General features: G+C 60.3%; 18 protein-coding genes, 1 tRNA gene and 1 pseudogene. 7 read left to right on the plus strand and 13 right to left on the minus strand.

Translation table 11 applies throughout. The features are described 5' to 3' along the window. Positions 1–11: 11 nt before the first annotated feature. Positions 12–1,643, minus strand: coding sequence for a potassium channel family protein (locus B2G88_RS04525; RefSeq protein WP_087714092.1), 1,632 nt, complete (start codon positions 1,641–1,643; stop codon positions 12–14). 211 nt (positions 1,644–1,854) lie between these two features. On the opposite strand from B2G88_RS04525, the gene B2G88_RS04530 reads away from it, so the two are divergent. Together B2G88_RS04530 and B2G88_RS04535 are read left to right on the plus strand one after the other, a co-directional pair. Beyond that, positions 1,855–2,187, plus strand: a complete 333-nt coding sequence (locus B2G88_RS04530) for a DUF5798 family protein (protein ID WP_054863081.1) — start codon at positions 1,855–1,857, stop codon at positions 2,185–2,187. A gap of 93 nt (positions 2,188–2,280) precedes the next feature. After that, complete coding sequence (locus B2G88_RS04535; RefSeq protein ID WP_054863101.1) at positions 2,281–3,261, plus strand: PLP-dependent cysteine synthase family protein; 981 nt, start codon at positions 2,281–2,283, stop codon at positions 3,259–3,261. A 153-nt stretch (positions 3,262–3,414) separates the two neighbouring features. Here the strand turns inward: B2G88_RS04535 and B2G88_RS04540 are convergent, their stop codons facing one another. From B2G88_RS04540 to B2G88_RS19445, 5 genes are all read right to left on the minus strand, one after another. Beyond that, entirely contained in the window at positions 3,415–3,606 is a 192-nt protein-coding gene (locus tag B2G88_RS04540) for a hypothetical protein (protein ID WP_054863080.1), read from the minus strand. 73 nt (positions 3,607–3,679) lie between these two features. Further along, positions 3,680–4,096, minus strand: coding sequence for a CoA-binding protein (locus tag B2G88_RS04545; RefSeq protein WP_054863079.1), 417 nt, complete (start codon positions 4,094–4,096; stop codon positions 3,680–3,682). 68 nt (positions 4,097–4,164) lie between these two features. Next, positions 4,165–4,788 carry an RAD55 family ATPase gene (locus B2G88_RS04550; protein WP_054863078.1) on the minus strand — a complete coding sequence of 208 codons (624 nt, stop codon included), beginning with the start codon at positions 4,786–4,788 and terminating at the stop codon, positions 4,165–4,167. 272 nt (positions 4,789–5,060) lie between these two features. Continuing rightward, positions 5,061–5,912, minus strand: a complete 852-nt coding sequence (locus tag B2G88_RS04555; protein WP_087714093.1) for a geranylgeranylglycerol-phosphate geranylgeranyltransferase — start codon at positions 5,910–5,912, stop codon at positions 5,061–5,063. A 59-nt stretch (positions 5,913–5,971) separates the two neighbouring features. Continuing rightward, a complete protein-coding gene (locus B2G88_RS19445) occupies positions 5,972–6,148 on the minus strand; it encodes a DUF7511 domain-containing protein (protein ID WP_176393174.1) in 177 nt (58 codons plus the stop codon). A gap of 187 nt (positions 6,149–6,335) precedes the next feature. Here B2G88_RS19445 and B2G88_RS04560 point away from each other — a divergent pair. The 3 genes and pseudogenes from B2G88_RS04560 (at position 6,336) to B2G88_RS04570 (ending at position 8,281) form a co-directional block, all read left to right on the plus strand. Next, positions 6,336–6,410, plus strand: a tRNA-Arg gene (locus tag B2G88_RS04560). 165 nt (positions 6,411–6,575) lie between these two features. After that, positions 6,576–6,743 (plus strand): annotated as a pseudogene (locus tag B2G88_RS20230) (DUF7563 family protein); the annotation flags it as partial. Between the two features lie 122 nt (positions 6,744–6,865). Then, positions 6,866–8,281 (plus strand): FAD-dependent oxidoreductase, encoded by a 1,416-nt coding sequence (locus tag B2G88_RS04570; RefSeq protein WP_087714094.1) that lies wholly within the window; start codon positions 6,866–6,868, stop codon positions 8,279–8,281. Here B2G88_RS04570 and B2G88_RS04575 read toward each other — a convergent pair. Further along, positions 8,275–8,700, minus strand: coding sequence for a universal stress protein (locus B2G88_RS04575; RefSeq protein ID WP_054862816.1), 426 nt, complete (start codon positions 8,698–8,700; stop codon positions 8,275–8,277). The two genes, B2G88_RS04570 and B2G88_RS04575, sit on opposite strands and share 7 nt — an antisense overlap. Before the next feature lie 212 nt (positions 8,701–8,912). On the opposite strand from B2G88_RS04575, the gene B2G88_RS04580 reads away from it, so the two are divergent. Next, a complete protein-coding gene (locus B2G88_RS04580; protein ID WP_054862817.1) occupies positions 8,913–9,128 on the plus strand; it encodes a hypothetical protein in 216 nt (71 codons plus the stop codon). Between the two features lie 6 nt (positions 9,129–9,134). On the opposite strand, the gene B2G88_RS04585 is transcribed toward B2G88_RS04580, so the two are convergent. From B2G88_RS04585 to B2G88_RS04605, 5 genes are all read right to left on the minus strand, one after another. Further along, on the minus strand, positions 9,135–10,028 hold the full coding sequence (locus B2G88_RS04585; RefSeq protein ID WP_054862818.1) for a hypothetical protein: 894 nt from the start codon (positions 10,026–10,028) through the stop codon (positions 9,135–9,137). Positions 10,029–10,134: 106 nt separating this feature from the next. Further along, on the minus strand, positions 10,135–11,007 hold the full coding sequence (locus B2G88_RS04590; RefSeq protein ID WP_087714298.1) for a hypothetical protein: 873 nt from the start codon (positions 11,005–11,007) through the stop codon (positions 10,135–10,137). Between the two features lie 56 nt (positions 11,008–11,063). Beyond that, positions 11,064–11,687, minus strand: coding sequence for a hypothetical protein (locus B2G88_RS04595; RefSeq protein ID WP_087714095.1), 624 nt, complete (start codon positions 11,685–11,687; stop codon positions 11,064–11,066). Further along, positions 11,684–12,823, minus strand: coding sequence for a hypothetical protein (locus B2G88_RS04600; RefSeq protein WP_087714096.1), 1,140 nt, complete (start codon positions 12,821–12,823; stop codon positions 11,684–11,686). Before B2G88_RS04600 ends, B2G88_RS04595 begins: the two co-directional genes overlap by 4 nt. Positions 12,824–13,046: 223 nt before the next feature. Next, complete coding sequence (locus B2G88_RS04605; RefSeq protein ID WP_054862821.1) at positions 13,047–14,360, minus strand: cobyrinic acid a,c-diamide synthase; 1,314 nt, start codon at positions 14,358–14,360, stop codon at positions 13,047–13,049. A 189-nt stretch (positions 14,361–14,549) separates the two neighbouring features. On the opposite strand from B2G88_RS04605, the gene B2G88_RS04610 reads away from it, so the two are divergent. Continuing rightward, a complete protein-coding gene (locus B2G88_RS04610; protein WP_054862850.1) occupies positions 14,550–14,729 on the plus strand; it encodes a hypothetical protein in 180 nt (59 codons plus the stop codon). 88 nt (positions 14,730–14,817) lie between these two features. On the opposite strand, the gene B2G88_RS04615 is transcribed toward B2G88_RS04610, so the two are convergent. After that, the gene (locus B2G88_RS04615; RefSeq protein ID WP_054862822.1) at positions 14,818–15,195 is read right to left on the minus strand and encodes a cupin domain-containing protein; all 378 of its coding nucleotides are present in this window, start codon (positions 15,193–15,195) and stop codon (positions 14,818–14,820) included. Between the last annotated feature and the right edge of the window lie 132 nt (positions 15,196–15,327).

The following is a 15,327-nucleotide window of genomic DNA, read 5'->3' on the forward strand; positions in this document are numbered from 1 at the left end:
AAACGAGACTCTCAACGAGAGTCACTTGCAGACGTCTCGCCGTATCGCTCTCGAAACTGACTGATCTGTTCGTCGGTCCCTGTAAGAACCAGCTGATTGTCCGCGTCGAAGCGCACACCATCAACTGCGGAGTGAAACTCGGTATCGCGCTCGAGGGCGATGACAGTACAGCCCGTTTCTGCCGCAATCGCTTCCGTCGAAATCGTCTCGCCAACGAGGGCGGGTGCGTCCACCTCGAGCAGTTGCAGTGGCTCCTCTAAGGTCATTACCTCGCGGTCGAACACCCGGAGCGTAATCATCCGCCCGGCGACGTTTGGCAACGCGAGGACGTAGTCTGCACCAGCTGTGCGCAAGGCATCGACGGTATCAGCGGTCCTCGCCCCAGCGATAATCTCGAGGTCACCGTTGAGTGCGCGGGCAGTCAGCGTCGCCACAATCGTCGCAGTGTCGTCCTCGAGTGCGACAACGCACGTGTTGGCGTCTTTGAGTCCGGCCTCGAGAAGTGTCTCCTCGTCGGCGGCGTCTTCGCCCGTCGAATTGACGACGGAGTGGTCTAAGCCAGCGCGCTCGAGCGTCCCGGATGCAGTCGTCCCGACCAGTTCGGAACCCAGGACGACGACCGGATCGCCGCTTGCCTGATACGACCGGCCAATCGAACTAGTGTGGTCGCCGACCGCCTCGAGTTCTGCGTCGGTTCCAGCGACGAGCAAAGCGGTGTTCTCGTCGACTGCGACTTCGTCCGAAAGCGAGGTGACGAAATCGCCACGAACCCACGCCCCGAGGATCGTCGCACCGTCGGCCTCGAGTCGACGAGTCGCTGCGAGCGAGTCACCGAAGAGGTCAGCGTCGGGATCGACGTGAAACTCCGCGACATCGAACGCCGAGCCACGCTCGAGATTGGTAAGATCGGTACTGAGGACGGTTCGAACGCGGTCGCCGAGTGCCTTTCCGAGGCGATGTCTCGGCGACAACACCTCGTCAACGCCGGCGTACCGAAAGTATCTGGCATCGGCCGGATCGGAGACGAGTGGCAACACCGTTGCATCCGGGTCGCGGGCTTCGATGGCCAGTACCGTTCGAAACTGCTCGCGCTCGGTCGCGTCCACGACGACTGCGAGCGCGTCCTCGAGGAAGGCAGCCTCGAGCGTCTCCTCGGCTGCCGGCTCGCCGTACAGCACCTGAAAGTCGTCCTCGTGAAGTTCCTGTGCGCGATTTTCGTCTCCCTCGAGAATGACGTACGGCGTCCCGCTGGTCTCGAGTTCCTCGACGAGCGTATCACAGAGGGCGGTGTAGCCGACAATGATGACGTGCTCCGAAAGGTGGTCGATCTGTTCCGGGGGCGTCGGCTGGACCAGCGTCTCGAGCCAGGGAACGACGAACTGCGGAATCGCGACGACGATGTAAGCGATGCCGGTGATCTGGATCAACAGGATGAGCGCGGTCATCTCGAGGGTTTCCCAGGGGGCGTCCTGGCCGTAGCCCGCTGTCGTCATCGATTGGACGACGACCTCGAGTGCCTGATACCACGTGCGCGATTCGCCCTCGTAGACGGCCATCCCCCACTGATAGGTGAGCGAGTAGACGCCGATCAAGAGGAGTAACGAGGCGACGTAGATCACGAGGCGCTTCTGGAGTAGAGCCACGCCTCACCACCGACCGGCCGTGGCCGCCCGTGACACAGCAGTAGTTGGATCACTCATAGGCAGTGTGTCACCGACCTCCCGCATTGTTCTTGGCCGCGCACACGATGCTAGCCAACTCGTCGCTGCCGTGACTGGCGGACACACCAGTAGATTCAGACACAAACCACTGCGGAGGAAAAGGCCCATTACAACGCCGATACACGTATGTGGTATGGGACTTGGCAGCACTGCAAAGAAGATTCAGGGTATCTCCGACCGCGCCGAAGCGATGTACAAACAGGTCCAGCAACTCCAACAGCGGATCATCGGCCTCGAGGAGGAGATGGACGATACGCACGAGACAGTCAAGCGAATCGACCATCAACTCAGCGACCAGCGCGAACTCTTGCTCGCAATCGCCGACGAGCACGATCTCGACGGCGAGGAAATCCTCGCAGACGCCGCTATCGACGACGCAGAACTCGATGCCGACAATGGCGACGACAGTACCGACGGCGACGACACTGACGACGCCGAACCCGCGAGCGCAGACGCCGCGGAGTAACCCTCGAGCACTCTGCGAGTTTTTCCGAGAACGAGTAGCGCCTGCTGCAATCAACGACAAACACTAACAGCAGTGGCAACATTTGCCAGCACGATGACGACCCACGAGCAGCCGTTGGAGTCGGTGCTCGAGACAATCGGCCGGACGCCCCTCGTTCGGCTCCAGAATTCTCCTGCAGGTGTTCCAGTCTACGCAAAACTCGAGTCGTTCAACCCGGGCGCGAGCGTGAAAGACCGCATCGGGCGATACATGCTCGAACGCATGCTCGAGCGCGGCGATATCGATGCGGGCGGCACCGTCGTCGAGCCAACGGCTGGGAACACGGGAATCGGGTTCGCCATTGCCGCCGAGCAACTTGGTCTCGAGGCCGTCTTCGTCGTCCCCGAGCGATTCAGCGTCGAAAAGCAACAGCTCATGTCGGCACTGGGCGCACAGGTCATCAACACGCCCACAGCGGACGGCATGGGTGGCGCAATCGAGCGGGCACACGACCTGGCTGACGAACTCGAGAACGCCGTCGTCCCACAGCAGTTCTCGAACCCACTGAATACCGAGGCCCACTACGAGACGACGGCCCCCGAAATCTACGACGCACTCGAGGGCGAGGTCGGGGCCATCGTCGCCGGGTGTGGCACTGCCGGGACGCTCATGGGACTCGCCGAGTACGCGAGAGAGCAGGACCCGAAGACGCATATCGTCGCTGTCGAACCCGACGGCTCGCTGTATGGCAGTCTGGTGGGCGACGACCGCGAGGAAGCCAACTACAAAACCGAAGGCATCGGGACGCACGACCCAGCGACAAACGACCTGTTCGACCCCTCGCTCGTCGACGACATCGATGCTGTTGCCGACGAGGACGCCCACGCAGAACTGCGCCGACTCGCCCGCGAGGAAGGCCACCTCGTCGCCTCGAGTGCCGGCGCTGCAAGCGTCGCCGCGACACGCGTTGCAGAGCGCATCGCTGCAGGCGACCTCGAGACACCACACGAGTCGGTCGTGACCGTCTTTCCGGACTCGAGCGAGCGGTATCTCTCGAAAGGAATCTATCGCTCGTTCGAAGAATGGGAGTCCTGACGCCCGTGACGGGCTAGTTACACGCAAGTGCAACAATCTGGGTCGTGAGAACGGCCATGTGTGATCACTGAGACTGTGGCTCTCGTCTGCAAGGGCACGTCTGCAACGGCTCGAGGGTTCCAACCGGCTGTATTTGTGCTTCGGTCCTGGTCGTTATCCCGGCGAGGACTGATGGAGAGTCGTTGCATCGACAATATCTAATCCGTCGTCGCGTTCGGCCTCCCAGACCCGCAATACGAGATGTGCCTTGCAGTGGTGTTCAACGAGTTCAATGCCCGTTTTCCGGTTCCTGAGGACGAGTTGGCAGGTCCCGTCGTTTGAACACTTCCCAGACCGGTCACACATGGGTACTGATGCCACATACTCCCGTGGCAGATAAGTCTCTGTCGGTGGTTGCGGATTTTCTGAGAATCCGTTTTCAGGCGACGAGTCTACGATGTTCGACCTTCATGCAACGATCCTGTACGACCTCGCGTCCCGACTCGAGAACCCGCTCGGCCGCCGTCTCGTCTCGAATCCCCAACTGCGTCCAGACCGCCCTCACATCGTCGCGCTCGAGAACCTGTTCGACGATGTCGCTCACCTCCTCACTCGGACGGAACACACAGACGACGTCGATCTCGTCGTCGACTACCACAAGTGAATCCGGAACCGAGCGGCCGAAAATCTCGTCCGCAAACGGATTGACCGGAATCACGTCGTAGCCACGCTCGTGGAGATACGCCGGCACGTCGTGGGCGGCTTTCCCGGGCGTACTCGAACAGCCGACGACGGCAATCGTCTCGGACTCGAGAATCGAACGAATTTCAGCATCGGAGGTTACTGACTCGGTCATAGGCGGCCCTACGGGATACTGGCGTAAATGTGCCATGCCACCGCAGACTGCCTCTCGACCTGCCAGCGTTAGGACGTGAGTCCAGCCGTCCGAATCTCTGGTTCAGCGCCACCCTCTTGAATCTCGACGATGCCATCGAATAGCTGCTTGAGTGTGTTCATCGTCTGATCGTCGTGAGCCGTCGAATCAATCACGTACACTCCAAGTGCGTCAGCACTCTGAATCCGGCCGGTAAAGACGTGCAAGAACCGGAAGACGGTCTGTAAGTCCGAATACATCAACAGCGTCGACACCGAATGCAAGAGCACGCGATTCTCGGTGACACCACGCGTCTCGTAGAACTCCTGAAGAAACTCAGAGAGTTTGATTCCGATACCGGTCATATCAACCGGCGAGGACGCGTACTTGATTCGTGGATCGTCTTCGACAGTGCCGATACCGCGCTGTTTCGTCACACAGTCGACGATCCCGATTGTCGAGTCCTTGAGGGAGACATCCTCATCGAATTGCTCGAGGACTTTGTCGGCACTATCTTTCGTCGTTACAACGATGGAACCGTTGCCGCGGGATGCGCCGCTCGTCAGGATATCGTACGCGATCTGGCGCTTGCCTGTCATGGGTGGGCCCGCGACCAGCACGTTCGTCCCTGGGTCAATTTCGACGTCAGGGAGGACATCTACGAGGTCATACATACCAAGTGTTCACATCCATCGTCTGTCGTAGTGGCGACAACTGCGCGCACCGCTGTCTCCTCGGCGTATGCTATGAGCATACAGAAACCAGTTTATAGACCTTTTGATTAGTTATGCTCTCTATTGGTGATTGTACTCGGTTGAGCGGGATCACAACGGCATTTCAGTGAGTACCAGAGACCGACCAGTACCGAGGTGTGCAGCCTCGTTCGGTCGACCCACTGTCGCTCGTGCTGCCCGGCGAGGTGACGAGTGCCGTTCACTGGTGCAGTCTAGATCCCGCCGATCTCGAGTGCGCCACGGCCGATGATAAACGCCAGAGCAGCAAGGAACATCCCGTACTTGAGATGTGTTTGGCTGGCTGTCGGGTCCTCGAAACTCTCGTAGGCGGCATAGAACATCAACAGCGCCGCAGGGAAGACAATCACCAGATACGCGACGCCGAAGTAGTCGAGTGCATAGGGGAGCGGGCTTGCAATCACTGCGATAACGAGCAAGCCGGCTGCAACGACCAGTGCACGCCGTTCTCCGATTGCGATTGGCAGCGTGTTCAGCCCCTCGGCTCGATCACCGTCGATATCCTCGACGTCTTTGATGATTTCTCGAGTGAGTGTTGCCGTTGCCGCCAACACTGCAAGGACAATCGCTGGCCCGATTTCGCCGACTGCAGCTCCACCGAAGAGAAATGTACTTCCGACGAGATACGCGACCAGCGCATTTCCAACGCCCGGCAACCCCTTGAAGAACTCCGTGTACGCGAGCAGCGCAAGCAGATTAATCACCGCAATCGCAATCGCTGCCCAGGGTAGCGTCACCGCGAGCACAACCGCAGCCCCAAAGAGAGCGAAACTGAACGCAAGTGCCCCACGCGGACTGACCGCACCGCGAGGAATCGCTCGCTCGGGCTGATTGATCTGATCGATCTCTCGGTCGAAGTAATCGTTGATCGCGTTGCCACCACCGACTGCCAACCCTGTGGCTGCAACCGCCGCTGCAACCTCGAGGTGATTGTCGAGGACCCCACCGGCAACGAACGCCCCAATAAAAGTCAATACACTTGCCGCGATCACGTTCCCCGGTCGCGTCAACTCGAGTAGCCCCCGAATCGTTTCCCCGACTGCCATTGGCGAACGTGCTCAGGCAGGCGGGTTAAACGGTACGGTCCACGACAGCACTCGCGGCGTTATCGCCACTCCTCGAGGTCACAGAGTAGCTCACCCTCAACGGAGAGCCACCTCGTCACCCGGTCTTCACCCGTCGCATCAGTTGGCACAGCCGTCCAACACTCCGCATCGTCAGTCAGCAACTCGAGCGGTTCATCACCAGACTCGTCCGGCACGGGGGTGTCGTGTACCGTCATTACTTGGTGATAGGTGCCCGCCATATAGGCCCCCATCGCTAGTTTTCACGGCGCGGGAAGGAACGCAACCACAGGTCGAGGACCGCTCGAGGTGGCCCAAAACCGGGAGACAGTCTGCGTGTCGATGCCTGTCGGATGAGGTGAAAATCGAGTCACTTATACGGACCCATCGGATACGATTGGATGCGGGCGCTTAGCTCAGTCTGGACAGAGTACTTGGCTTCGGACCAAGCTGTCGCGGGTTCAAATCCTGCAGCGCCCACTCACAGACGACTCGGTTTTCAACTAAAACTACTTCCACCATAGAGACGTTCGTCCGTCTGTTTTCGGCGGATACGGTGGTCGGGATTCGGGGGTCGAAATCTGATCCCAACCCGGCCCGGATTGCGGACCCGTCACGTCGTGCGATTCGTCGCACCAACACGGGGTGGTCGGTGTGACGGTCGCTCCGTGGCCGTCGACTGGGAGCGGATCGACGTGTCTTCACTGTGAACGGCACGTTTCGGACCGCTTCGGCCGTGTTTACGGCGATAATCAGAACCGAGTTCACCGTTGCTCGAACTGCGATTCGTACCGGCGACTGACTCGAGGCACCATCTGTACCGACGTCAACGACCATCACTTCGTTGACGAATCATCCAACCCGCTCCCGATGAAGCACTGATAGCACCCCGCCCTCGCCCATCGTTTATCCTCGCCAACCACGAACGAACAGCTATGTCCGAGACGTTCGTCATCGTTGGCGGAGACGCAGCCGGGATGTCAGCAGCGAGCAAAGCCAAACGCGAGGATCCAGACCTCGAGGTGGTCGTCTTCGAGAAAGGCGAGTGGGTCTCCTACGGTGCCTGTGGGCTGCCCTACTACGTCAAAGGCGAGATACAGTCACTCGAGGACCTCGTCTCGGTGACGCCCGAGGAGTTTCGAGAGGAGCGAGACATTGACCTGCGGACTGGTCACGAGGTGACTGAGATTGATCCTGACGCCAAAACTGTGACTGCCGTGTCGGAGGGCAGCACACTCGAGCAGGCGTACGATTACTTGCTGATCGCAACTGGGGCGGCGGCCGTCACGCCACCAATCGACGGCGTTGATCTCGAGGGAGTCTACACGCTGGGGTCGATGAGCGACGGCAAGGAACTGCGCGAATACGTCGCTCGAGCGCGGTCGAACGAGTCGTTTCAGCAGCCTGATCGTGGGCCGGCGTGCCAGTATCTCGAGGACTGTTCGGGACCGGTCGGGATCGTTGGCGGCGGCTACATCGGAATCGAGATGGCTGAAGCGCTGGCAGCGAATGATTTCGAGGTGCACCTCTTTCAACGCGGCGAGCGTGTTTTGAACGGGTTTAGCGAGGCAACGAGTGAGGCTGTTGCTGAGCACCTCCGCGAGCAGGACGTGGCGCTTTCGGTCGGGTCCGAAGTGGTAGAAGTCGCCGGAAGCGAGCGCGTCGAGGAAGTGGTCACTGAGGACGACCGAGTCCCGGTCGAGATGGTGTTGCTCGGAACCGGCGTCCGTCCCCGGACGAACCTTGCCAAGGACGCGGGACTCGAGTGCGGCGAAACCGGTGCGATTGCCACTGACGCCTACTGTGAGACCACTGTTTCAGACGTGTACGCGGCCGGCGATTGCGCCGAGGCGACCCACACAGTGACCGGCGAGCCAGCGTACGTCCCGCTTGCGCTGACGGCGAACCGACACGGTCGCGCAGTCGGCCAGACGGTCGCCGGGCGACCAACCGACGGCGGCGATATCACCGGGACAGCAGCAGTCAAAGCGTTCGATCTCGAAGCGGCTCGGACCGGGATTTTAGATCACGAGCGCGCCACAGAGGCTGGGTTCGATCCTATCACGAAGACGATCAACGCGAACTCGCGGGCAGGCTACTATCCCGAGGATGGGACAGTCACTGTGACGCTCACTGCCGACCTCGAAACCGGTCGAGTGATTGGCGCGAGTCTCGTCAGCGAGTACGGCGAAGGGGCCGTCCACCGCAGCCACGCACTCGTCGCCACACTCGAGGAGGACGCGACTGTCTTCGATCTCGAGAACTACGACCTTGCGTATGCGCCGCCGTTTAACACGACGTGGGATCCCGTACTCGTCGCTGCAAAGGTGCTCGCCGGCGACCTTCACTGAGATGTCTCGACGACGAGAACCGGCCGCTCGGCGTGTCTGAGCGTGGCGTCGACGGTACTCCCGAGTAGTGCACCCGTAAACGCTGAGCGTCCGCGAGCACCGATCACGATCACATCCGCATCGATCTCGGCTGCGTATGCTCGGATCTCTTCGTGAGGGACGCCCGTCCGAATGGCTGTGTCGACATCGATGTCTGCCGCCATCGACTCGAGTTCTGAAAGTGTGGCTTCAGCACGCTCGCGTTGGCGCTCGGTGGCTTCCGTCGGGTCGACAATTGCGTTGTCGTATGCCGTTCGACTCTCGAGTACGGCCAAGCCGAAGAGTGGTGCCTCGAGTTGGCGAGCGAGGCCGAGTGCGTGCTCGACGGCGGTCGTGGCCCCATCACTGCCATCGGTTGCGACGAGAATTGACTCGTACATACCTGTTCCTGGCGTGCCAGCGACAAAGCCCTAGTCCTGCTTGTGATACTGTTGGACAGAACTATTTGAAGATCGGTCGCTCCACTGCGGCCGTCTCCGAGGGCGACGGCCGCGAATTCGCGACCGGCTTCTCACTGACTTCTGTCCGACAGTATGACGCTTTCGGCTGGAAAACTCGTAGCACTATATGTCCGTACTTCTCACGGGACAGTATGGAAGAGGAAGTTCCGGTGCGACGGCGCGACCTGATCGCGCTGGTTGTTCTCTCGCTCGGCGGTGGTATCGCACTCGCATCGTGGATGCTGTCCCCACAGCTGTCACCGCAGTTTTTCAATGCAACCTTGGTTGCGACGATGTTGCTCGCGTTTTTCCTGTTTATCCCAGTGATGGGCGCACGCCTTTTTCTCGAGGACAGAAACAAGGAGTGACCGCCACTATCGGTCCGGCATCGTCGAAAACCGTGCCGTCCCTTTCATATCCGCACGCTCCGATGGTGGCGGTGCCATCGTCGAATGTCGAGTGCCGTCCCCGCCAGCGCTGCTTCCCTGCTCACCACCGAGGTCCGCCTCGAGGTCTGGCTCGAGCAGGCCATCGTCTTCTTCATCACTGTCAGACGCGTGCTCCTCGTCATCAGCCTCGTCAGCGTCACTCTCGTCTGTATCGGAGAGTCCCGACTGGACTGCCTCGAGTCCCTCCTGGAGGGACCCAATGTCCTCGCTGAACGCGCTCAGTGAGGACTCCATCGACGAGCGAAGTTGCTCCGTCAACTCGGATGTGGTATCGGACTCGTCCGTCTCCTCGCGTTCGCTGTCATCCGTCTCCTTGTGTTCGGTTTTGTCAATCTCGCTGTCATCACTCTCCTCGTGTTCACCGTCGTCGGCCTCGCTGTCGTCAGTCTCGCTTTCGCTCACGTCACTGTCGGCCGTCTCATCCTCACCGGCGTCGTAGTCATCTGTGCCATTTCCGATCCCGTCACGAAGTGTCTCGAGTGCCCCATCGAGGTCAGCAGCGTCGTGGTCGGCGAATTTCGCGAGTCGAAGCAGTTGCTGGAGTCTGGCAACAGCCGCTGACTCTCCCTTTGCAATCGCCTCGGGAATCGACGACGCGGTGCTCCCGTCGGGAAGCGTATCCAACTCGAGTGCTTCGAGGAGGTCTTCCGGATCGGCCGACTCGAGGAGATCACTGGCATCGTCGGCTGCCTCGAGAAGCGCGGCCGACTCCGTCTCTGTTTCCTCACCTGACTGCTCGCCGGACGGAAGCAGCGACTCGCGCTCGCCTGATGCACGATCCAGTACGTCCGTAATCTCCTCGTGAAGGTCCTCGCTCATAGCTGTCTCTTCGGCATCCTCGCGGGTTAGTTATGTGCCGGGGTGCGCAGGGACGGCCCCGCCCGATCTGGACTCTCTCCCTCGAGACACGAGGCGCGACGCTTGACTACTCGGCTTCTGACTCCGCTTTGTCGTTATCGTCGCTTTCGGTTTCGTCACTGCTATCGCGTTGTGTCTCCTGTTCATCGTCAGACTCCGACTCCGTCTCGCCGTCCGAAACTGTCTCGATAATCTCGTCGGTCATTTCATCGCGGCTCAGATTCGCCTTCACACCGACGTCTTTTGCAACTGACTGGAGATCCTCATAGGACATCAGCCCAAGGAAATCCTCGAGCGTGTCTCGGCGCAGCCCCTCGAGATCGTCTGCGTCCGCCCCCGAGTCGTCACCGGCCGCTTCGTCGCCCTCGTCTGTTGTCTTCCCGTCATCTGCTGTGTCTTCGTCAGCCGACTCCTCTGTCTCGTCCGTTTCGTCATCGGCCGACTCATCCTTGGCCTCATCGTCCGTCTCGGCAGATTCGTCGGATTCGTCGGACTCGCCGGACTCACCAATTTCGAGTTCTTGATCGAGGGCCTCCTCGAGAAGGCCATCGTCGTCATCCTCATCACCAGTCGCGGCCGCTGCCAGCGAAGCGATAGAGTCGCCGACGTTGCTGTCAGTGACTGCGTTACTGACGCCCGCCTGAACTGCGCGTCCGACATCGGACCGTAACGACTCAGGGACGTCCACAGAGTCCTCGTCCGACTCATCGCTGTCATCGCTTGCAGCGACTCGCTCGGTCATCGTCTCGTGAATCTCGCGGCCAATCGACGCACCGAGTTCCCGACCGACCTGTTCGCCGAGTTGCCGGCCAACTGCCGCGCCGAGGTCACCACCGTCGAGTTCGTCCTCGAGACTGCCATCGCCAAGCAGGTTCGAAACGCTGAGTTGGTTGCTGACCTCCTCGGTGATGATTTCTTTCAGTCCCTGTGTCTCACTCATCGTGTCCACCTCGAGGGACAGGCACTCGAGTTACAGTGATGCAGGCGCTCATAGAGTTACTCCTCCTCAGAATCATCCGTCTCATTGTCGGCGTCTGTGGATTCACTCGCTTCCGCCTCGTTTTCGTCGTTCGTTCCTTCGTCAGCCTCTGACTCGTCTGTCTCCGCGTCCGTCTCATCGTCCGCAGCCGACTCATCGTCTGCACTGCCTTCGTCGTCCGTCCCTTCCCCATCCGACTCGTCCGCATCGTCCGCGCTGTCTTTCTCACTCTCATCTTCCTCGCCTTCGTCATCCTCGTCTTCAGTTGCGTCCTCCTCGTCTCCGTCTTCGTCGTCTTCGCTGTCTTCGCTCTCTTCTTCCTCAGAATCGTCGGCCTCGCTCTCATCTCCCTCTTCTTCACCGTCCTCGAGTTCAGGGTCACCAGCACCCAGCAACTCCTCGAGTGCAACCTCGCCGACGGTCCGACCCAGTTTCTCGCCGATTTTTCGGCCGAGGACAGCACCAATCAGCCCGCCAAGCGCTTCGCCGAGTGGCTGCTCGTCGTTGATCTCGTCTTCCCACTCGGTTCCCTCGACGAGGTCGGCGATGTCGATATTTTCGGTAATCGCTTCGTAGTCGATTCGATCCGCCAGTGCGTCTATACTCGAGTCGTCAGAACTCGTTGCAGTATCGTCACTCATGATTGGGCCTCCGCCTGCTCAGCGTCAGATTGGTCGCTCGACTGGTCACCAGCCTGTTTCTCTGCCTGTTCGATCAACGCCCGTATACTTTCGCGGACGATTGTTGCGATGAGATCCTCGATTGGCAAGTTGGGAATCAACCCAATGAGTTTCTCTTTCACCCAACTTGCAGCCGATGCGATACCAGATCGAACTCGCCCGATTACGCCCGCAATTCGGCCGCGTTCGTCGGATTCTGAGTCCTCCTCGCTCTCCGGTTCGGCTGTCTCGTCTGTGCTCTCTTCTGACTCTGTCTCCGCCTCGTCCTCCTCGTCAGCCTCCTCGGCCTCCGCTTCACCCTCATCGCCACCACCGAGAAGCTCAGCCGGCTTACTCGCAAGCGACCGAAGGAACTCGAGTGGCTTGCTCACCAACGATTTGAGGAACTTAGCTGGTTTGCTCACCAACGATTTGAGGAACTTAGCTGGTTTGCTCACCAACGATTTGAGAAGTTTGGCTGGCTTGCTTGCGAGTGCGCCTAGTTTGCTTTTCGCTCCCTCGAACAGCGACTGAAGCACCTCTTTAGGTTTTCCGAGCAGTGATTTTACCTTCTTCAGAAGGGCACTCGGCCCATCGAGCAGCCCTGAAACTGCCGAGAGCAAGTTCCCAAGCAGATTGTTCTCACCCGGGCGCGCAGACACATCCAGTGAAACCGGATTGAGGTTCACCTCGAGTCCGAGCAAATCGAGGTACAGCCCATCGAGGTCGAGATGCAAGACGCCACTCGCGTCATCGTCGTCGTAGACGTCCTCTGCACCCTGGTCGTGGCCACCTTCCGTAGCATCTGCTTCGTCCTCTTCGTCTTCCTCGTCATCGTCGTTCCCTTCGCTCTCGGATTCCGACTCCGACTCTGGTTCGGATTCCGACTCTTGCTCTGACTCGTTGCTCTCATCGCCACTGTCTTCCGAGTCGCTCTCACCCGAGGACTCATCCGTGTCCGCCGCTGAATCCGACTCATCGGCTTCGGGTTCGTCATCACTCTCCGATGCCTCCGCGTCGCTCTCGGCTGTCTCCGCTTCCGTCTCGGAGTCATCACCTGTTTCTTCCGCCGTTGCCTGACCACCATCGGTCAGCACTCGGCGTACTGATTCTTCCATCCCGTCTTGGTCATGAGAAACACTCGAGGAACCACCGCCCACTCTTGATTCCAGAGTGTCCTCAGAGCCGTGATCTTCTCGGCTCATTCGTTATATCCGGACAAACAGACCAGCGGCAGCGTTGTGGTGATTTGCCTTGCGTGTGCGTTCGTACATCTATCTGCAACTGCCTAGACTGGCGACCTAGACCCACGCTGCGCGGAGGTGGCGAAACACGTCTCTGTCAGTAATCCACTCGCTCGAGCAAGGTATCAAACGCCCCACTTTCGGGATGCACGTGGGTGTACGTGCCGAGTGAGTTGTATTCGGTCAGGCCATCGTGGTCGCCGTCAATGCCATCGCCGCGGACGGTTTCGAACGCGAATCGGGCATCGCTATCGACAGCGGCGCTCGAGTAGTGAAACTCGTGTCCGTGCACGCGCTCGCCGGACGCAGCGGTGAGCGTGCTGTCTGTGGCCTCGAGTTCGACGTGATCGAGGGCCTGGTAGCGCTCGTGCATCGTCACGTCTGCGGGCAGTATGCCGGCCATTTCGTAGCACTCGCCGTCGGCCGTGGTCAGCGACTGACTCATCGCCATCAGGCCGCCACACTCTCCAAGGACGGGGAGTCCGTCGCTCGCACGCTGGCCGAGTTCGGCGAGCGTGCCGGCCGACTCGAGCGCGTCGGCGTGGAGTTCGGGGTAGCCGCCGGGAAGGTAGACCGCATCGCAATCGGGGACTGGATCACCCGCAACTGGCGAGAACGTGGTGAGCGTCGCACGCTCGCGGAATCGCTCAAGTGTCGCCGGATACCGGAAACAGAAGGCAGCGTCACTGGCGACGGCGATTCGTGCGTCGACATCCTCAGGTGCTGTCCGCTCGGGCGACACACTCGGTGCGCGTGGCTCGTTCGCAACCGCGGCCAGTCGCTCGACCTCGAGTGCGTCCGTGACTTCGCGGAGTGCGTCGATGGAGACCGGCGTCTCCTCGCCCATCTCGAGGCCGAGGTGACGGTCCGGTATCTCGAGGTCGGGTGTCGGCGGAATCCGGCCGAAGTACTCGAGGCTGTTCGGCATGGCATCGCGGATTCCCTGCTCATGACGGCCGCCGTGGGCGCGCTGGGCAATGATCCCCGCAACCTCGAGATCCCGACCGATTTCGTCGGCGTAGGTTTGAAACCCGAGTGCGGTCGCCGCGACGCTTTCCATGCCGGCGCTGGCGTCGACGACGAGCACAACAGGGAGGTCGAGTGCCTCAGCGACCATCGCCGTACTCGAGCCGTCGCCGTCGTACAGCCCCATGACGCCCTCGACGACGCAGATGTCGCCCTCGCCGCGGTGGTAGTTGCGCCGGACACCGTCCTCGCCACAGAGCCACAGATCGAGTGTTCGCGAGGGCCGGTCCGTGACCGCCTCGTGATGGCTCGGATCGATGAAATCGGGTCCTGCTTTGGCGGGTTGGACGCCGTGGCCAGCGTCCTCGAGTGCCTGACAGATTGCAAGCGTCGCGACGGTTTTGCCGACGCCGGAGCTGACGCCGCCGATCACGAGCCCGTTCACGTCGGTCGCCTCCAGTCTCGATAGTTTGTCTGCCGTCCGCCTGTGAAACGCAGTCGCATTCGTATCCTCGAGTCTGTCGCTGCGGTCTTGAATGCGTTGGTGGCGTGTTGCGTCCGTGCAGGGTCGACAGAACGGACGCAGATCGCCGACGGACTTACCCGCTCGCGTCAGTTACGACGCGTCGAACCGATGACCGACGATCACGACTCCGAGACGGATCCAGATGTCGAGTACCACCTCCGAGAAGCACTGCAACACCTGGGGGCGGCGAGTGAGGCTGATGATCTCCGAAAGACGAACGCCGTTGCACTCGAGGACGTGTCGCGGACGGTTTCGTCGGTGCTTCGGGAGTACGAACACGACGAATGACGTATCGCAGGGCAAACCTCGAGCATTCTGGCTGTAGAAGAACGAGAACAAGAGCGGAGACGCTGTACTCGAGCGAGGACCGTGCCGGTTACCCAGCGAAGCCGGTCAGGAGCCATTCGCCGTCGTCGTCATCATCGTCACCGATACTCGGGGCGCTGACGAGCACGAACGCGCTTTCGTCGTCGCCGTTTCTGATCTGACGGGTCGATTCCGGCGGGATCCAGAGCGCATCGCCTGTTTCCATCGCAATCGGTTCGCCGTCGATGATAACCGTCGCATCGCCTTCGATCAGCACGTAGACCTCCTCGTGATCGTTGTCGGTGTGGTCGTGTGGCTTGCTCTTCCAGCCGGGATCACACCGTGCAACCGTCACCCCCACGTGCTCGGTCTCGAGCGGATCGGACAGAAAGTGCATCGCACTCGAGACCTGCTCGACGTCTTCGTAGTTCACCTTCCGATAGGACATATGTGAGTTCTTGGAGAGATATGGATAAAACAATACTGATCGGTGAGACGGACTGCTGTCACTGTGTACCGCCGTACTCGGCGGACGGGTCCTGAGTGCGGCGGTACTGACTGACAGTAGACCGTCTGAAAC

This window comes from Natronolimnobius baerhuensis, from assembly GCF_002177135.1.
Lineage (GTDB): Archaea > Halobacteriota > Halobacteria > Halobacteriales > Natrialbaceae > Natronolimnobius > Natronolimnobius baerhuensis.

Coding starts and splice junctions, on each gene's coding strand:
- B2G88_RS04530 (WP_054863081.1), top strand. CDS start 1,855: ATGGGACTTGGCAGCACTGCAAAGAAGATTCAGGGTATCTCCGACCGC.
- B2G88_RS04535 (WP_054863101.1), top strand. CDS start 2,281: ATGACGACCCACGAGCAGCCGTTGGAGTCGGTGCTCGAGACAATCGGC.
- B2G88_RS04540 (WP_054863080.1), bottom strand. CDS start 3,606: ATGTGTGACCGGTCTGGGAAGTGTTCAAACGACGGGACCTGCCAACTC.
- B2G88_RS04545 (WP_054863079.1), bottom strand. CDS start 4,096: ATGACCGAGTCAGTAACCTCCGATGCTGAAATTCGTTCGATTCTCGAG.
- B2G88_RS04550 (WP_054863078.1), bottom strand. CDS start 4,788: ATGTATGACCTCGTAGATGTCCTCCCTGACGTCGAAATTGACCCAGGG.
- B2G88_RS04555 (WP_087714093.1), bottom strand. CDS start 5,912: ATGGCAGTCGGGGAAACGATTCGGGGGCTACTCGAGTTGACGCGACCG.
- B2G88_RS19445 (WP_176393174.1), bottom strand. CDS start 6,148: ATGACGGTACACGACACCCCCGTGCCGGACGAGTCTGGTGATGAACCG.
- B2G88_RS04570 (WP_087714094.1), top strand. CDS start 6,866: ATGTCCGAGACGTTCGTCATCGTTGGCGGAGACGCAGCCGGGATGTCA.
- B2G88_RS04575 (WP_054862816.1), bottom strand. CDS start 8,700: ATGTACGAGTCAATTCTCGTCGCAACCGATGGCAGTGATGGGGCCACG.
- B2G88_RS04580 (WP_054862817.1), top strand. CDS start 8,913: ATGGAAGAGGAAGTTCCGGTGCGACGGCGCGACCTGATCGCGCTGGTT.
- B2G88_RS04585 (WP_054862818.1), bottom strand. CDS start 10,028: ATGAGCGAGGACCTTCACGAGGAGATTACGGACGTACTGGATCGTGCA.
- B2G88_RS04590 (WP_087714298.1), bottom strand. CDS start 11,007: ATGAGTGAGACACAGGGACTGAAAGAAATCATCACCGAGGAGGTCAGC.
- B2G88_RS04595 (WP_087714095.1), bottom strand. CDS start 11,687: ATGAGTGACGATACTGCAACGAGTTCTGACGACTCGAGTATAGACGCA.
- B2G88_RS04600 (WP_087714096.1), bottom strand. CDS start 12,823: ATGGAAGAATCAGTACGCCGAGTGCTGACCGATGGTGGTCAGGCAACG.
- B2G88_RS04610 (WP_054862850.1), top strand. CDS start 14,550: ATGACCGACGATCACGACTCCGAGACGGATCCAGATGTCGAGTACCAC.
- B2G88_RS04615 (WP_054862822.1), bottom strand. CDS start 15,195: ATGTCCTATCGGAAGGTGAACTACGAAGACGTCGAGCAGGTCTCGAGT.